9 protein-coding genes and 3 rRNA genes are annotated in these 16,627 nt (G+C 66.5%); 2 read left to right on the top strand and 10 right to left on the bottom strand.

Annotated elements, in window-relative coordinates:
* Positions 1-64 precede the first annotated feature (64 nt).
* The 4 genes from rrf to HC362_RS20330 form a co-directional block, all read right to left on the bottom strand.
* Positions 65-181: ribosomal RNA gene (gene rrf, locus HC362_RS20345) — 5S ribosomal RNA — on the bottom strand.
* Between the two features lie 60 nt (positions 182-241).
* Positions 242-3,362 (bottom strand): 23S ribosomal RNA (locus HC362_RS20340).
* Positions 3,363-3,660: 298 nt separating this feature from the next.
* Positions 3,661-5,192: ribosomal RNA gene (locus HC362_RS20335) — 16S ribosomal RNA — on the bottom strand.
* Together the 16S, 23S and 5S rRNA genes form the textbook arrangement of a ribosomal RNA operon.
* A gap of 448 nt (positions 5,193-5,640) precedes the next feature.
* Positions 5,641-6,648 (bottom strand): stage II sporulation protein M, encoded by a 1,008-nt coding sequence (locus HC362_RS20330; RefSeq protein WP_243085458.1) that lies wholly within the window; start codon positions 6,646-6,648, stop codon positions 5,641-5,643.
* A gap of 119 nt (positions 6,649-6,767) precedes the next feature.
* Here HC362_RS20330 and HC362_RS20325 point away from each other — a divergent pair, with 119 nt between their 5' ends.
* Positions 6,768-7,673 (top strand): RDD family protein, encoded by a 906-nt coding sequence (locus HC362_RS20325; protein ID WP_243085457.1) that lies wholly within the window; start codon positions 6,768-6,770, stop codon positions 7,671-7,673.
* A gap of 24 nt (positions 7,674-7,697) precedes the next feature.
* Here the strand turns inward: HC362_RS20325 and HC362_RS20320 are convergent, their stop codons facing one another.
* The gene (locus HC362_RS20320; protein WP_243085456.1) at positions 7,698-8,312 is read right to left on the bottom strand and encodes a hypothetical protein; all 615 of its coding nucleotides are present in this window, start codon (positions 8,310-8,312) and stop codon (positions 7,698-7,700) included.
* Positions 8,313-8,513: 201 nt separating this feature from the next.
* Positions 8,514-9,974, bottom strand: coding sequence for an adenosylhomocysteinase (ahcY, locus tag HC362_RS20315; RefSeq protein WP_243085455.1), 1,461 nt, complete (start codon positions 9,972-9,974; stop codon positions 8,514-8,516).
* Between the two features lie 397 nt (positions 9,975-10,371).
* On the opposite strand from ahcY, the gene HC362_RS20310 reads away from it, so the two are divergent.
* Positions 10,372-12,534, top strand: coding sequence for a fructose-specific PTS transporter subunit EIIC (locus HC362_RS20310; protein WP_243085454.1), 2,163 nt, complete (start codon positions 10,372-10,374; stop codon positions 12,532-12,534).
* Between the two features lie 162 nt (positions 12,535-12,696).
* On the opposite strand, the gene HC362_RS20305 is transcribed toward HC362_RS20310, so the two are convergent.
* The 4 genes from HC362_RS20305 to HC362_RS20290 all read right to left on the bottom strand — a co-directional run bounded on the left by HC362_RS20305 (position 12,697) and on the right by HC362_RS20290 (position 16,603).
* Positions 12,697-13,656: a cation diffusion facilitator family transporter gene (locus tag HC362_RS20305; RefSeq protein ID WP_243085453.1), complete on the bottom strand. Its 960-nt coding sequence runs from the start codon at positions 13,654-13,656 to the stop codon at positions 12,697-12,699.
* A 38-nt stretch (positions 13,657-13,694) separates the two neighbouring features.
* The gene (gene manA, locus HC362_RS20300; RefSeq protein WP_243085452.1) at positions 13,695-14,903 is read right to left on the bottom strand and encodes a mannose-6-phosphate isomerase, class I; all 1,209 of its coding nucleotides are present in this window, start codon (positions 14,901-14,903) and stop codon (positions 13,695-13,697) included.
* Positions 14,904-14,954: 51 nt separating this feature from the next.
* Positions 14,955-16,289: an SIS domain-containing protein gene (locus HC362_RS20295; protein ID WP_243085451.1), complete on the bottom strand. Its 1,335-nt coding sequence runs from the start codon at positions 16,287-16,289 to the stop codon at positions 14,955-14,957.
* A 140-nt stretch (positions 16,290-16,429) separates the two neighbouring features.
* Positions 16,430-16,603, bottom strand: coding sequence for a Trm112 family protein (locus tag HC362_RS20290; protein WP_209268180.1), 174 nt, complete (start codon positions 16,601-16,603; stop codon positions 16,430-16,432).
* Positions 16,604-16,627 lie beyond the last annotated feature (24 nt).

The raw sequence follows: 16,627 nt of genomic DNA, 5'->3' as shown, positions 1-16,627 counted from the left end.
AAGACAAAATTGGGCATGAAAAAGGCCCTGTTGGCGTCAGCCAACAGGGCCTTCATCAAAACAAGTTCGGCGGTGTCCTACTCTCCCACACGCTCCCGCATGCAGTACCATCGGCGCTGAAAGGCTTAGCTTCCGGGTTCGGAATGTAACCGGGCGTTTCCCTCACGCTATGACCACCGAAACACGGCGAAACAACAACCAGGTTGTTGTCTCAGAACCAACACAGTGGACGCGAGCCTCTATGGACAAGCCCTCGGCCTATTAGTACCGGTCACCTCCACCCATTACTGGGCTTCCAGATCCGGCCTATCAACCCCGTCATCTCCAGGGAGCCTTAACCCCTCAAAGGGGGTGGGAGTCCTCATCTCGAAGCAGGCTTCCCGCTTAGATGCTTTCAGCGGTTATCCTTCCCGAACGTAGCCAACCAGCCATGCCCTTGGCAGAACAACTGGCACACCAGAGGTCCGTCCGTCCCGGTCCTCTCGTACTAGGGACAGCCCTTCTCAAGACTCCTACGCGCGCAGCGGATAGGGACCGAACTGTCTCACGACGTTCTAAACCCAGCTCGCGTACCGCTTTAATGGGCGAACAGCCCAACCCTTGGGACCGACTCCAGCCCCAGGATGCGACGAGCCGACATCGAGGTGCCAAACCATCCCGTCGATATGGACTCTTGGGGAAGATCAGCCTGTTATCCCCGGGGTACCTTTTATCCGTTGAGCGACGGCGCTTCCACAAGCCACCGCCGGATCACTAGTCCCGACTTTCGTCCCTGCTCGACCCGTCAGTCTCACAGTCAAGCTCCCTTGTGCACTTACACTCACCACCTGATGACCAACCAGGCTGAGGGAACCTTTGGGCGCCTCCGTTACCCTTTAGGAGGCAACCGCCCCAGTTAAACTACCCACCAGACACTGTCCCCGATCCGGATCACGGACCCAGGTTAGACATCCAGCACGACCAGAGTGGTATTTCAACAACGACTCCACGAACACTGGCGTGCCCGCTTCACAGTCTCCCACCTATCCTACACAAGCCGAACCGAACACCAATATCAAGCTGTAGTAAAGGTCCCGGGGTCTTTCCGTCCTGCTGCGCGAAACGAGCATCTTTACTCGTACTGCAATTTCACCGGGCCTATGGTTGAGACAGTCAAGAAGTCGTTACGCCATTCGTGCAGGTCGGAACTTACCCGACAAGGAATTTCGCTACCTTAGGATGGTTATAGTTACCACCGCCGTTTACTGGCGCTTAAGTTCTCAGCTTCACCAGGACGAATCCTGACTAACCGGTCCCCTTAACGTTCCAGCACCGGGCAGGCGTCAGTCCGTATACATCGCCTTACGGCTTCGCACGGACCTGTGTTTTTAGTAAACAGTCGCTTCTCGCTGGTCTCTGCGGCCACCCCCAGCTCACCAAGCATGTTGGATCACCAGGCGTGGCCCCCCTTCTCCCGAAGTTACGGGGGCATTTTGCCGAGTTCCTTAACCATAGTTCACCCGAACGCCTCGGTATTCTCTACCAGACCACCTGAGTCGGTTTAGGGTACGGGCCGCCACACAACTCGCTAGAGGCTTTTCTCGACAGCACAGGATCACCCACTTCACCACAAACGGCTCGGCATCAGGTCTCACCCCTATGCCAGGCGGATTTACCTACCTGACGGGCTACACCCTTACCCCGGGACAACCATCGCCCGGGCTGGACTACCTCACTGCGTCACCCCATCACTCACCTACTACAAGCTCGGACCGTCGGCTCCACCACACTCCCACTCCGAAGAGCAGAAGGGGCTTCACGGACTTAGCATCACCTGATTCGATGTTTGACGCTGCATAGCGGGTACCGGAATATCAACCGGTTCTCCATCGACTACGCCTGTCGGCCTCGCCTTAGGTCCCGACTTACCCTGGGCAGATCAGCTTGACCCAGGAACCCTTAGTCAATCGGCGCACACGTTTCTCACGCATGTATCGCTACTCATGCCTGCATTCTCACTCGTGAACCATCCACAACTCGCTTCCACGGCTGCTTCACCCGGCACACGACGCTCCCCTACCCACCCACACACCCGTTAGAGCTATTGTGTGAGTGACACGACTTCGGCGGTGTACTTGAGCCCCGCTACATTATCGGCGCGGAATCACTTGACCAGTGAGCTATTACGCACTCTTTCAAGGATGGCTGCTTCTAAGCCAACCTCCTGGTTGTCCCTGCGACTCCACATCCTTTCCCACTTAGCACACGCTTAGGGGCCTTAGTCGATGCTCTGGGCTGTTTCCCTCTCGACCATGGAGCTTATCCCCCACAGTCTCACTGCCGCGCTCTCACTTACCGGCATTCGGAGTTTGGCTAAGGTCAGTAACCCGGTAGGGCCCATCGCCTATCCAGTGCTCTACCTCCGGCAAGAAACACACGACGCTGCACCTAAATGCATTTCGGGGAGAACCAGCTATCACGGAGTTTGATTGGCCTTTCACCCCTAACCACAGGTCATCCCCCAGGTTTTCAACCCTGGTGGGTTCGGGCCTCCACGAAGTCTTACCTCCGCTTCACCCTGCCCATGGCTAGATCACTCCGCTTCGGGTCTTGAACACGCTACTCAAACGCCCTCTTCGGACTCGCTTTCGCTACGGCTCCCCCACACGGGTTAACCTCGCAACATGCCGCAAACTCGCAGGCTCATTCTTCAAAAGGCACGCAGTCACGACAGACAGTGCGAACACTGCCTGCGACGCTCCCACGGCTTGTAGGCACACGGTTTCAGGTACTCTTTCACTCCGCTCCCGCGGTACTTTTCACCATTCCCTCACGGTACTATCCGCTATCGGTCACCAGGGAATATTTAGGCTTGACGGGTGGTCCCGCCAGATTCACACAGGATTTCTCGGGCCCCATGCTACTTGGGAACAACACAAGCGAGCCGTGCAGATTTCAGCTACGGGGGTCTTACCCTCTACGCCGGGCCTTTCGCATGCCCTTCGCCTATCCACACGGTTTCTAACTCACCCAGCCGCCGGCAGACGACTGAAGCGCAGTCCCACAACCCCGCATGCGCAACCCCTGCCGGGTATCACACACATACGGTTTAGCCTCCTCCGGTTTCGCTCACCACTACTCCCGGAATCACGGTTGTTTTCTCTTCCTACGGGTACTGAGATGTTTCACTTCCCCGCGTTCCCTCCACACCGCCTATACATTCAGCGGCAGGTGACAGCCCATGACGACTGCCGGGTTCCCCCATTCGGACACCCCCGGATCACAGCTCGGTTGACAGCTCCCCGGGGCCTATCGCGGCCTCCCACGTCCTTCATCGGTTCCTGGTGCCAAGGCATCCACCGTGCGCCCTTAAAAACTTGGCCACAGATGCTCGCGTCCACTGTGCAGTTCTCAAACAACAACCAGCCACCCACCACCCCAACCACACAAGCTGAGTTCACTGGGACCGGCGCAGAAGGACAGCCACCAACGGCCGCACCCTCAGACACCCAACAGCGCGCCCGACACGACCAGATCACCTGCGTTCCACGCCGAAGCAGTACTAACAGACACCCTGACCGTGCCGAATAGTCAACGTTCCACCCATGAGCAACCCACCGTCAGACACTCGCTGACGCAGTGGGCCTCTGGACCGCCGAAGCGGCCAAAGATGCTCCTTAGAAAGGAGGTGATCCAGCCGCACCTTCCGGTACGGCTACCTTGTTACGACTTCGTCCCAATCGCCAGTCCCACCTTCGACGATTCCCTCCCCACAAAGGGGGTTGGGCCACCGGCTTCGGGTGTTACCGACTTTCGTGACGTGACGGGCGGTGTGTACAAGGCCCGGGAACGTATTCACCGCAGCAATGCTGATCTGCGATTACTAGCGACTCCGACTTCATGGGGTCGAGTTGCAGACCCCAATCCGAACTGAGACCGGCTTTTTGAGATTCGCTCCACCTCACGGCATCGCAGCTCATTGTACCGGCCATTGTAGCACGTGTGCAGCCCAAGACATAAGGGGCATGATGACTTGACGTCGTCCCCACCTTCCTCCGAGTTGACCCCGGCAGTCTCCCGTGAGTCCCCAACCACCCGAAGGTGTTGCTGGCAACACAGGACAAGGGTTGCGCTCGTTGCGGGACTTAACCCAACATCTCACGACACGAGCTGACGACAGCCATGCACCACCTGTACACCGACCCAAAGGGGGGCACTGTCTCCAGCGCTTTCCGGTGTATGTCAAGCCTTGGTAAGGTTCTTCGCGTTGCGTCGAATTAAGCCACATGCTCCGCCGCTTGTGCGGGCCCCCGTCAATTCCTTTGAGTTTTAGCCTTGCGGCCGTACTCCCCAGGCGGGGCACTTAATGCGTTAGCTGCGGCACGGACGACGTGGAATGCCGCCCACACCTAGTGCCCAACGTTTACGGCGTGGACTACCAGGGTATCTAATCCTGTTCGCTCCCCACGCTTTCGCTCCTCAGCGTCAGTATCGGCCCAGAGATCCGCCTTCGCCACCGGTGTTCCTCCTGATATCTGCGCATTTCACCGCTACACCAGGAATTCCAATCTCCCCTGCCGAACTCCAGCCTGCCCGTATCGAATGCAGACCCGGGGTTAAGCCCCGGGCTTTCACATCCGACGCGACAAGCCGCCTACGAGCTCTTTACGCCCAATAATTCCGGACAACGCTCGCACCCTACGTATTACCGCGGCTGCTGGCACGTAGTTAGCCGGTGCTTCTTCTGCAGGTACCGTCACTTGCGCTTCTTCCCTGCTGAAAGAGGTTTACAACCCGAAGGCCGTCATCCCTCACGCGGCGTCGCTGCATCAGGCTTGCGCCCATTGTGCAATATTCCCCACTGCTGCCTCCCGTAGGAGTCTGGGCCGTGTCTCAGTCCCAGTGTGGCCGGTCGCCCTCTCAGGCCGGCTACCCGTCGTCGCCTTGGTAGGCCATCACCCCACCAACAAGCTGATAGGCCGCGGGCTCATCCTGCACCGCCGGAGCTTTCCACCACCAGACCATGCGGCCGGTGGTCATATCCGGTATTAGACCCCGTTTCCAGGGCTTGTCCCGAAGTGCAGGGCAGATTGCCCACGTGTTACTCACCCGTTCGCCACTAATCCACCACCGAAGCGGCTTCATCGTTCGACTTGCATGTGTTAAGCACGCCGCCAGCGTTCGTCCTGAGCCAGGATCAAACTCTCCGTGAATGCTTATCGCTTCGCGGAAGAGCGGAACCAGGGGAGGAATAATCCCCACGGTTCACAGCGTCCTCGCTGTTGTGTTTCAAAGGAACCTCAACCCACCGGAACAACCCGGCAGGTCGGGGTATCAACATATCTGGCGTTGACTTTTGGCACGCTGTTGAGTTCTCAAGGAACGGACGCTTCCTTCGAAACCGTTTCACCGGTCTCTCCGGACGTTTGCCCTTTCGGTTTCTCCGACTCTATCAGATCGAATCTGCCTCGAGTTCGGGGTGCTTCTCGCACAAGAATTCCGTGACCGGATTTCTCGGTTCGAAGCGGAGAAGAAACTAACTGCTGCTGCCGAGCTTGTGCAACTCTAGGCAACTGTTCGAATCTACTGCCCACGGTGCACCGCGTCAACGGTTTTCCGGGGCGGAGAGGACAGTAGCAGGTTCCCTGCTGTCCGCGCACATCATGCGGCAGTCGGCGCTTCGGAGGAGCGGTCCGACACGGCGATGTCACCGGTTTCGCCCAGCCGGACCGCTCGTCGTCCCACCCCGTAGACGTAGGCGAGGAAGACCAGTTCCGCCAGGATCCCGATGAGGATCCGGCCCCAGGTGGGCAGGCCGGAGGGCGTCACAAAGGCTTCGATGACGCCGGAGACGAGCAGGACGGGTGCCAGGCCGAGGGCCATTCCCAGTGCTGAGCGGCCTTCCTGGGCCAACGCGGTTCGTCGGCTTCGAGGGCCTGGGTCGATGACTGTCCAGCCAAGTCGCAGCCCTGTCCCCGCTGCCACGAAAACGGCCGTGAGCTCCAGGAGGCCGTGCGGGAGGAGCAGACCGAGGAAGGTGTCGAGACGACCGGCCGACTGCATGAGGCCGAGACCGACTCCGAGGTTGAGGACGTTCTGGAAGAGCACCCAGAGCACCGGCACACCGAGAAAGGTCCCGAAAACGAGGCAGATGGCGGCGGCCTGAGCATTGTTCGTCCAGACCTGAGCGGCGAACGAAGTGGCGGGGTGGCTCGAGTAGTACGCCTCGTACTGCCCGCCCGGCCGGGTCATCTCGCGGAGCTCTTCCGGGGCTCCGATCGTGGCGCGGACCTCCGGGTGAGTGGCCACCCAGTAGGCGACGAGTGCAGCCAGGACCGTGGAGATGAGCGCTGTCGGCACCCACCAGTTGCGCGAGCGGTAGAGAGCTGCGGGGAAGCCCGTGGTGAAGAAGCGTGCGAGGCCGCGCCAGGAGGCGTTGTGCGCTCCGGTGACCGTGCTGCGGGCGCGGGCGACCAGCTGGGTGAGACGGTCGGTGACGGCTGGGTCGGGGGCGCTCGACTGGACCTGGGAGAGGTGCGTGGCAGCGCGCTGGTAGAGCGTGACGAGTTCGTCGGCTTCCGCCCCCGTGAGGTTCCGTTTGCGGCGCAGCAGTTCGTCCAGACGGTCCCACTCGGCGCGGTGGGCCGAGACGAAGACATCCAGGTCCATGGAGAGAGCTTGGCAGATCGTCGTACTGGAAGACTGGGGGGTTGAGACCGGAGACCGCTGGGGCGGTACGGGTGGTTCGGATGGTGGGTCTCCGGCGGGGAAGGAACTGGGGGTGCGCGATGAGCGAGCTGGTGACAGGTGACGCCGTCGTACTCGGACTGCGTCCTGCACGGCTGCCGAGCCGGGCGCTGGCCGTCTGCCTGGATCTGGTGCTGGTCTGGGTCGTCTACATCGCCCTGACGCTTGCGTTGCTCACTGCTGTGTCGTCCTTGGACGTGGCGGCGCTCGCCGCGGTGCAGGTGGGGCTCTTTCTGCTGATCCTCGTCGGGGTGCCGATCGCTGTGGAGACGCTGACCGGTGGCCGGTCGGTGGGGAAGATCGCGGCTGGTCTGCGGGTCGTACGGGACGACGGCGGACCGATCCGGTTCCGGCACGCGCTGGTGCGCGGGGCACTTGGCGTGGTGGAGATCCAGTTGCTGTTCGGGCTGGTGGCGTGTGCGGCGTCGCTGGTGTCCGAGCGGGGGCGGCGGCTGGGGGATGTGTTCGCCGGGACGCTGGTGGTGCGGGAGCGGGTCCCCACGGTTGAGGGACAGGCTGTGCCGCCGCCTCCTCCGCAGTGGCAGTCCGGACAGTTCGCCGAGATCGACCTGTCGCGGGTTCCGGACGCGCTGTGGCTCGCGGTACGGCAGTTCTTGCTGCGCGTCGAGCAGTTGGACCCTGCTGTCCGGCGCCCATTGGCCGAGCGGCTGGCTGACGACGTCAGGGCTTGGACCGGGGGCTCGTCGCCGCAGGGGATGTCCGCCGTCGAATATCTGGCCGGGGTCGTGGCGGAGCGCCGGGAGCGGGAAGCGCGGCGGGTGTTCGCCGGCGCGGAGGGGATGTCCTCCCCTCCTCCCGCCCCTCCTCCTTCCCCTTCTTCTTCCCCTTCCTCTTCCGCTCCTCCTGTGGCCGGAGGGGACGGGGACGAGAACGGGGACGGGGACGGATCGCCGCCTTCCCGCAGCGGCTTCGTGCCGCCCTCCTAGAGCCCGGCAGCCCCCACCCTTGGCTCAGGCGAAGGTCGACGGCGGTGACTCGAGGTCTTCCAGCTCGATGCCCGGTGCTGCCAGGACGACGTCGCCGGCGATGTGGACCGGGTGCTGCTCACCCGTCTCAAGGTCGTTGACCTGGTAGTTCTCCACGACGAGGGGGCCGCTGTCAGTGGTGTGTGTTTCTCTGTTCACCAGCGCCCAGGACTGGTCGAGAGTGCGGGGAGCGAGAACGGGAGGTGTGAAGGCGACGAGACGGACGCGGGTGGCCCGGTCGCCGAGAGCCGGGCGCAGCAGCCGTGAGGTCGCGACGAGAAAAGCGGGGGATGCCCCGGTGAAGGAGTGCGCGGCGACGTTGCCCTCCTGGGCTTGCTCGCCTGTGGGATCCGAGCGCACCCAGGTGACGCCGTCCAGGGCGGCGCCGCGGACCTGCCAGTTCGCGGCGTGGAGTTGGAGCCGGATGGGGCGGCCGAGTTCGTCGAGGGTGAGGTCGACGGAGCCCGCGTGCTCACCCGAGGGGCTGGTGAGTTGGGAGACGTAGCGCCAGCCGGAGGGGCCGGTGGCGCAGTGGAAGTGTTCTTCGCCGAGGAAGGTGTGGTCGTGCGGATCGTGGAGCGAATAGCGGCCGCGGGGCATGGGCGGTGTCCGGGTTCGGTGCGGTGACGGACAGACCCCCGCCGGGGCGGGGGTCTGGGACCGTTCTGCCCTCCCGGGCCGGACCGGCGGCTGTGCCGCGCGGCCCGACCCGGGAGGTGGGTGACGGAGTTGCGGAGACGGACCGGTGTCCGGCTCGCAGTTGCAACGGGTTGAACGGATGGAACAGGTGGAGCGGGTGGATCAGTAGCGGTAGTGGTCCGGCTTGTACGGGCCCTCGACCGGGACGCCGATGTAGGCCGCCTGCTCCGGGCGGAGCGTGGTCAGCTTGGCGCCGAGTGCCTCGAGGTGGAGGCGGGCGACCTTCTCGTCGAGGTGCTTGGGCAGGACGTAGACGTCGGTCGGGTACGACTCGGGCTTGGTGAACAGCTCGATCTGGGCGATCGTCTGGTTCGCGAAGCTGTTGGACATCACGAACGAGGGGTGTCCGGTGGCGTTGCCCAGGTTCAGCAGGCGGCCCTCGGACAGGACGATGATGGTCTTGCCGTCCGGGAAGGTCCAGGTGTGGACCTGCGGCTTGACCTCGTCCTTGACGATGCCGTCGATGGCGGCGAGGCCGGCCATGTCGATCTCGTTGTCGAAGTGGCCGATGTTGCCGACGATGGCCTGGTGCTTCATCTTGGCCATGTCCGAGGCCATGATGATGTCCTTGTTGCCCGTGGTGGTGATGAAGATGTCGGCGGTGTCGACCACGTCGTCCAGGGTCACCACCTGGTAGCCGTCCATCGCGGCCTGGAGGGCGCAGATCGGGTCGATCTCGGTGATCAGGACACGGGCGCCCTGGCCGCGCAGGGACTCGGCGCAGCCCTTGCCGACGTCGCCGTAGCCGCAGACGACGGCGGTCTTGCCGCCGATGAGGACGTCGGTGGCGCGGTTGATGCCGTCGATCAGGGAGTGGCGGCAGCCGTACTTGTTGTCGAACTTCGACTTGGTGACGGCGTCGTTGACGTTGATCGCCGGGAAGAGCAGCGTGCCTGCCTGCTGCATCTCGTAGAGGCGGTGGACGCCGGTGGTGGTCTCCTCGGTGACGCCGCGGATCTCCGAGGAGAGCTGCGTCCACTTCTGCGGGTTCTCGCCCAGGGTGCGGTTGAGGAGCTGGAGGATGACGCGGTGCTCGTCGTTCTCCGCGGTCTCCACCGCGGGGGCGGCGCCGGCCTTCTCGTACTCGACGCCCTTGTGGACGAGGAGGGTGGCGTCACCACCGTCGTCGAGGATCATGTTCGGGCCGCCGGTGGTGGCGTTCGGCCAGGTGAGGGCCTGCTCCGTGCACCACCAGTACTCCTCCAGGGTCTCGCCCTTCCAGGCGAAGACCGGGATGCCCTGCGGGTTGTCGGGGGTGCCGTTGGGGCCGACGGCGACGGCCGCTGCGGCGTGGTCCTGGGTGGAGAAGATGTTGCAGGAGGCCCAGCGGACCTCGGCTCCCAGGGCGACCAGCGTTTCGATGAGCACGGCCGTCTGCACGGTCATGTGCAGGGAGCCCGTGATGCGGGCGCCTGCCAGGGGCTGGTCCGCGGCGTACTCCTTGCGGATCGCCATCAGGCCGGGCATCTCATGCTCGGCCAGCGTGATCTCCTTGCGGCCGAAGGCCGCCAGCGAGAGGTCCGCGACCTTGTAGTCCTGGCCGGTCGTGGAGGTCGTCGTCATTGCGAGCTGCTCCTCGGTGTCGAGATATAAGGCTGGCTGGTCCGTGCTGCGGCGCGGGACTGTGTGGTGCCGGTCGCGCGGAGGCGCACATCGTGGCCGGGCACACTCGTCCCCTGCTCGCAGCTCAGTCCGTCGGAGGCCCTCTCTCCCTCGGTGGCCCGCTGTGCGGGCCTCCCGACCGCCATCAGCAGCGACGTCTGGCTCTACGAATCTACACCGCCCGTCCAGGGGACAAGACGGGCGCCGCTGACAGCAAGTGCGCCTCGGGGTCGGTTTTCGGCCGCTTGCGTTTTTGGCCATCGGGCTGGTTCGGTGCACCCTGCGGCCTCTGCGACCGCGACTGCGATGGCGCGAGATCGCATCCCTCCACACCACTGGCCGAGCAAGGAGTACCCACGTGACCAGTCCTGCCGACCCCCGCGACGGAGCGGCGCCACCCGCCGGCTCGGGGCTGAAACTGCTCGCTGTGACGGCGTGTCCCACCGGTATCGCTCATACGTACATGGCCGCGGAAAAACTGACCCAGGCCGCACAGACCCGTGGTATCGCCATGAAGGTGGAGACGCAGGGCTCCATCGGGGCTGAGAATGTACTCTCCGACAACGATGTCAACGCCGCTGACGGCGTGATCGTCGCAGCTGACAAGGACGTGGACCTCAGCCGGTTCGAGGGCAAGCGGGTGCTGGTCGTCGGGGTGGCGGAAGGCATCAGCGATCCGGACGGTCTCATCGACCGCGTCCGCCGGGCGCCCGTCCACCAGAGCGGAGCCGCCGCCACGGCCGGACGACGCGGCGGCGGCGCCGGGGGCGACGCCGGGGGCGGGGAAAGCGGCTCGGGCAGCGGTGGGCCGGGCGGCGGAGGAGGCGCCGGGGCCGCCGGGACCGCCGGTGCGCCCTCGGGCCCTGCCGGGGCCAGGGGCCGGGAGCGCAGCGCCGGCTACAAGGCGCTGATGAACGGCGTCTCGTACATGATCCCGTTCGTGGTCGTCGGCGGGCTGCTGATAGCCGTCTCGCTCGCTCTGGGCGGGCATCCGCAGGCCGACGGCGGTCTGGTGATCCCGGACGGCAGCTTCTGGAAGCACGTCAACGACATCGGCACGGTCGGGTTCACGTTGATGGTGCCGATCCTGTCCGGGTACATCGCCTACGCGATCGGCGACCGGCCCGCTCTGGTACCGGGGATGATCGGCGGCTGGATCGCCAACACGGGCGAGCTGTACGACTCCGAATCGGGTGCCGGTTTCATCGGCGCGATCGTGACGGGGTTCCTGGCCGGGTATCTGGTCCGCTGGATCAAACTGGTGCCGGTCTCCCGGTTCGTACGTCCCATCATGCCGATCATCGTCATCCCGATCGTGGCGACATCGGCGCTCGGCCTGTTCTTCATCTATGTCATCGGCAAGCCCATCTCCTGGGTGTTCGAGAATCTGACCGACTTCCTCGGCGGCATGACCGGCACCAGTGCCGCGCTGCTCGGTGTGGTGCTCGGGCTGATGATCGCGTTCGACATGGGCGGCCCGGTCAACAAGACGGCGTTCCTGTTCGGGGCCGGCCTGGTCTCCAAGAGCCCCGAGGTGATGGGGATGTGTGCGGCGGCCATTCCGGTGCCGCCGCTCGGGCAGGGGCTGGCGACGCTGCTGCGCCGCAAGTTCTACTCCGACCAGGAGCGGGAGACCGGTCTGGCGGCGCTGTTCATGGGCTTCTTCGGCATCACCGAGGGCGCCATCCCGTTCGCCGCCGCACGGCCGGCCACGGTGATCCCGGCGAACATGCTCGGCGGCGCGGTCGCTGGCGGCATCGCGGGGCTGGCCTCGGTCGGGGACAGCGTGCCGCACGGCGGGCCGATCGTGGCCGTTCTGGGCGCGGTCGACGGCGTGGCGATGTTCTTCGTGGCCCTGCTGATCGGCGCCGCCGTGACGGGGCTCACCACCGTCGGCCTGGTGTCCTTCGCGGCACGCCGCTCCGACCGGACGTCGAACGGCACAGGCGCGACAGTGCAGCACTCCCCCACGCCGCCTTCCAGCAGTGCGACGGGTGCGACAGTGCCGCCGCAGGGCGGAACCGCGCACAGCACCGCACAGGACGCGGAAGCCGCCGGGACGGGCGAAGTGCTCTCCGGGTATCTCACCACCGAGACGGTCAGCGAGCAGCTCGCCGCCACAGACAAGGAAGCCGGTATCAGGGAGATGGCGGCGCTGCTGGAGCGCAGCGGCAGAGTGGCGGACGGTGCGGCGCTCGTCCGGGCCGCGCTCGCCAGGGAGGAGCAGGGCACCACAGGGCTCGGCGAGGAGATCGCCATTCCGCACGCCAAGACGGACGCGGTCACAGCGCCGGTCGTCGGGTTCGCACGGTCGGCCGAGGGCATCGAGTGGGGTGCGCTGGACGGGACGAAGGCGCGGCTGGTGTTCATGATCGCGGTACCCGAGGCGGCGGCCGGTGATGAACACCTGCGCATCCTGGCACTGCTGTCCCGCAAGCTGATGGATCCGGGCTTCCGTACGCGGCTGCTGGAGGCCCCCGACAAGGAGAGCGTGCTGGCCGCGCTCGCCGAGATCGAGTGAGACCACCTCGTGCGGTGAACGTACGGCGGTACGGCGGCACTGACCGCGGCACGACGAGGGCCCGCCCCGAGCTGCTGGGGCGGGCCCTCGTTCCGTGTTGCTGTTGTCGCGGTCTCAGCGCGAGCGCGGCGTCACAAACTCCACGTCACCGCGAGCGCGGCGTCACCGGGTCCGGCCCGCCGTCTCCGGGGCCGATTCGCCCTCGCTGCCCTGCGCACGGTAGATGTCCGGCTCCAGGTAGATGACGCGGGCGATCGGCACGGCCTCGCGGACGCGCTGTTCGGCGGCGTCGATGGCGCGGGCGATCTGCACGGCCGTGTCGTCGTGCTGCACTGCGATCTTGGCGGCCACCAGGAGCTCCTCAGGGCCGAGGTGGAGCGTGCGCATGTGGATGACGCGGGTGACCGTCTCGCCGTCGACGAGCGCGGCGCTGATCTTGTCCCGTTCCGCCGGGTCGGCGGACTCGCCCAGCAGCAGCGACTTGGTCTCCACGGCCAGCACCAGCGCGATGACGACGAGCAGCGCACCGATGCACATGGTGCCCACGCCGTCCCAGACGCCGTTGCCGGTCAGCAGCGCGAGCCCCACACCACCGAGGGCGAGCACGAGGCCGACCAGCGCGCCGAGGTCCTCCAGCAGGACGACGGGCAGCTCCGGCGCCTTGGCGCGACGGACGAACTGGCTCCAGCTGAGCTTGCCGCGGACCTCGTTGGACTCCTGGATGGCGGTGCGGAAGGAGAACGTCTCGGCGACTATCGCGAAGACGAGGACGCCGACCGGCCAGTACCAGTGCTCGACTTCGTGCGGGTGAGCGATCTTCTCGTAGCCCTCGTAGAGCGCGAAGACGCCACCGACGGTGAACAGGACGATGGAGACCAGGAACCCGTAGATGTAGCGCTCGCGGCCGTAGCCGAAGGGGTGTTCCTCGCTGGCTTCCTTCTTCGCCTTCTTCCCGCCCAGCAGCAGGAGCGCCTGGTTTCCGGAGTCGGCGACCGAGTGGACGCCTTCCGCCAGCATCGAGGCCGATCCGCTGAAGCCCGCCGCGACGAACTTGGCGACGGCGATGGCCAGGTTGGCGCCCAGCGCGGCGACGATCGCCTTTGTTCCGCCTGATGCACTCACAAGTCCGGAATCCTTCCTGCTGCTGTGTGGTCGTCCGGTCAGACGGCCACGGTGGCGCGGAAGAGCGTACCGTCACCCGAGATCTGCACTTGCTGCCCTGCCGGAACGTATACGGACTGCCCTGGGGCAAGGGTGATGTCCTGTGCGTCCCCCTTGGCACCGGCCTCGCCGCGGTCGTCCCCCTCGTGCAGTACGACGGCTCCTGCGGTGCACAGCAGGATCTGCGCGGCGGGTGCGGCCAGGCTGTGCGGTGCGGCGCCGGGCACCAGGACGAAGCGGGAGAGCCGGAACTCGCCCACGGGTGTCTCGTAGACCTCCTCGCCGCTCGCCTCGTCCGCCTCGGGGCGCAGTACGCCGGGTTCGGTCGGCTCGAAGCGGACGATGCACAGCAGTTCGGGCACGTCGACATGCTTGGGCGTCAGGCCGCACCGCAGGACGTTGTCCGAGCTGGCCATGATCTCCACGCCGAGGCCGCCGAGGTAGGCGTGCGGGACGCCCGCGGCGAGGTACAGCGCCTCGCCCGGGCGCAGCACGACGTGGTTGAGGAGCATCGCGGCCAGCACGCCCGGGTCGCCCGGGTAGTGCTGCGCGAGGCCCGCGTAGACGGCGTACTCGGGGCTCTGGGAGGCGGCTTCGGCGGCCTCCGCGACCGTGGCGGCCATCGCGTCCTTGTCGGCCGTCAGGAGCGCCGTGAGGACCTCGCGCAACGCCTCGGTCTCGGGTCGGGCGCGCAGGATGTCCGCGTACGGCTTGAGGCCGTTCACGCCGAGCCCCTCCAGCAGGGCCGCCGCCTCCTGCGGGTGGCGGAAGCCGCACAGCCCCTCGAAGGGGGTGAGTGCGCAGACGAGTTCGGGTTTGTGGCTGTCGTCCTTGTAGTTGCGGTGGGGGGCGTCCAGCGGGATACCGCGCGCCTCCTCGTCGGCGTAGCCCTGTGCCGCCTGTGTGCTGTCGGGGTGGACCTGGAGGGAGAGCGGGGACGCGGCCGCGAGCAGCTTCAGCAGGAACGGCAGGCGGGGTCCGAAGGTGCGCACTGTCGGGACGCCCAGTTCGCGCTCCGGGTCGGCGGCGATCACCTCGGACAGCGGGAGCGGTCCTGTGCCCCTGTCGATACGGGACGGCGCTCCGGGGTGGGCGCCCATCCACAGCTCGGCCTGCGGCCGCCCGGTGGGCTTCTCGCCGAGCAGTTCGGGAAGGGCGGTGGTGGACCCCCAGGCGTACGGCCTGACGGTGTTCTCCAGACGGTCCATGAGGTGTGCTGTCCTGTCGTGCTCAGAGGGGTCGTGCGCGGGGCGCCGCGGTCAGGCCCAAGGGGAGTCGCTGTCGGCGAGCGCGAGGTAAACGGCGGAGAAATCGGCGGTGGCGATCAGCTCGGCTGCCGCCTCCAGGGCGCTGCTGCCCTCGGCCGGCTCCAGCTCGCTGAGTGCCGCCTCGTGCGCGTAGGCCAGGTCGCGGGCGGCCACGGTTGCGGACTCGCCGCCGGGTGGCCCCTCGCGCAGCAGGACGACGCGGGCGCGGGTCGTCTCCGGTTCCTCCACGCGGTCGCGGAAGAAGTCGTCCGGGTCGGAGCCCGGCGCGAACGGCCCGGTCAGCAGGGCGCCGTGCGCGGTCATGGCCTCGGGCAGCTCGGCCGCGAGGGCGGGGCGCCCGCTCAGCGCGGCAAGAACGGCCGACCAGTGGCGGGCCGCGGCGCCCGCGATGCCGCCCTCGCTCCACAGCAGCGGCACCGCGCCCGCCAGTTCGACGGCGAGGGTCTTTCCGGGGTTGCTGTAGGTGGGGATGGCGGGGCCGCAGCGTTCGGCGATCTCGTCCAGCCGGTCGGCGAGTGCGGAGAGCGCCGAGGGGCCGGTCTGGGTGAGGCCGAGCCGGTCGGACAGCAGGAGCAGCGGGGTGAGCAGCGCCCAGAACGGGCCGGGGGCGCCGAGGGGCTGCCCGGCCGGTGTCGCGGGGGCCTGCCGCTGCTGCTGGTCGCTGTCCGCGCCGTCCGGCGCGGGTCCGTCGTTGCGGCCGTCATGACCGTTGTGGCTGTCATGACCGTTGCGGCCGTCGTGACCGCCGTTCCCGTTCCCGTCGGGCGCCGGGTCGGCCGTCTCCGCGTCGAACGGGTGCCCGGGCGCATCCGGCGAGGCGAAGACGTCGTACGGGCCCGGCGCCAGGGGCACCGCGAGGCCGCGGGTCTCACCGAGAGCTTCGGCCACCGGCGCACCCTGCGGGGTGACGGCGACGACGGTGCAGCCGCGGCGGTACGCCTGCTCCACCAGCGCGGTGAGGCCGGGTTCGGTGCCGTCCGGGGTGATCAGCAGCAGCAGGTCGAGCGGGCCGGCCCAGCCGGGCAGCGGCCAGCGCAGCGCGCCGGTGGCCGCGTGGGCGCCGGAGGGGCCCAGCCTGGTGACGGGTACGGCGCCGTTGGTCAGGGCGCCGAGCAGGTCGGCGACGCACGCGGTGGCGGGGCCCGGCCCCGCGATCAGGAGGGCGCGGGGGCGGCCTTCCGGCTGGAGCTTGTCCAGACCGGCCTCGGTGGCCTGGCGCAGCGCCGTGCGGACACGTGCTCCGGCGTGTGCGGCTCCGCGCAGCAGGCCCCGGACGTCGGCCCGGGCCAGAGCCTCGGGGGCGTCGAGGAGTGTCTCGTCGAGCATCTTCCGTGGGCCTCCGATTCGGCTTCCGGTGCTGCGCGCAGGGCTGCTGCGCGGCGGCTGCTGCGCGTACGGCTGCCGCACCCGGGGCGCGTGCCCCGGCGGTGTCCCGACAGGAGCGCCGGCAGCGGAGCTGTGCCGGCTCAGTCGGGCCGGCGTGCCTCGTCCACCAGGAGCACCGGGATGCCGTCCCGCACCGGGTAGACCAGGCCGCACTCGGCGCCCCCGGTGCACAGCAGCTCGTCGCCCTCCTCGCGCAGCGGCGCGTGGCACGCCGGACAGGCGAGGATCTCAAGGAGTCCGGCTTCGAGCGGCATGTGTTCCTCCTGGTGCGACACGCG

Source organism: Streptomyces sp. 891-h (assembly GCF_022760275.1).
Lineage (GTDB): Bacteria > Actinomycetota > Actinomycetes > Streptomycetales > Streptomycetaceae > Streptomyces > Streptomyces spirodelae.
The sequence above is the reverse complement of the archived record's forward strand: the minus strand, read 5'-3'. Positions and strand labels throughout refer to the sequence as shown.

Excerpts from the sequence above, each read along its gene's own strand:
- HC362_RS20330 (WP_243085458.1), bottom strand. The coding sequence starts at position 6,648 with ATGGACCTGGATGTCTTCGTCTCGGCCCACCGCGCCGAGTGGGACCGT.
- HC362_RS20325 (WP_243085457.1), top strand. The coding sequence starts at position 6,768 with ATGAGCGAGCTGGTGACAGGTGACGCCGTCGTACTCGGACTGCGTCCT.
- HC362_RS20320 (WP_243085456.1), bottom strand. The coding sequence starts at position 8,312 with ATGCCCCGCGGCCGCTATTCGCTCCACGATCCGCACGACCACACCTTC.
- ahcY (WP_243085455.1), bottom strand. The coding sequence starts at position 9,974 with ATGACGACGACCTCCACGACCGGCCAGGACTACAAGGTCGCGGACCTC.
- manA (WP_243085452.1), bottom strand. The coding sequence starts at position 14,903 with ATGGACCGTCTGGAGAACACCGTCAGGCCGTACGCCTGGGGGTCCACC.
- HC362_RS20295 (WP_243085451.1), bottom strand. The coding sequence starts at position 16,289 with ATGCTCGACGAGACACTCCTCGACGCCCCCGAGGCTCTGGCCCGGGCC.
- HC362_RS20290 (WP_209268180.1), bottom strand. The coding sequence starts at position 16,603 with ATGCCGCTCGAAGCCGGACTCCTTGAGATCCTCGCCTGTCCGGCGTGC.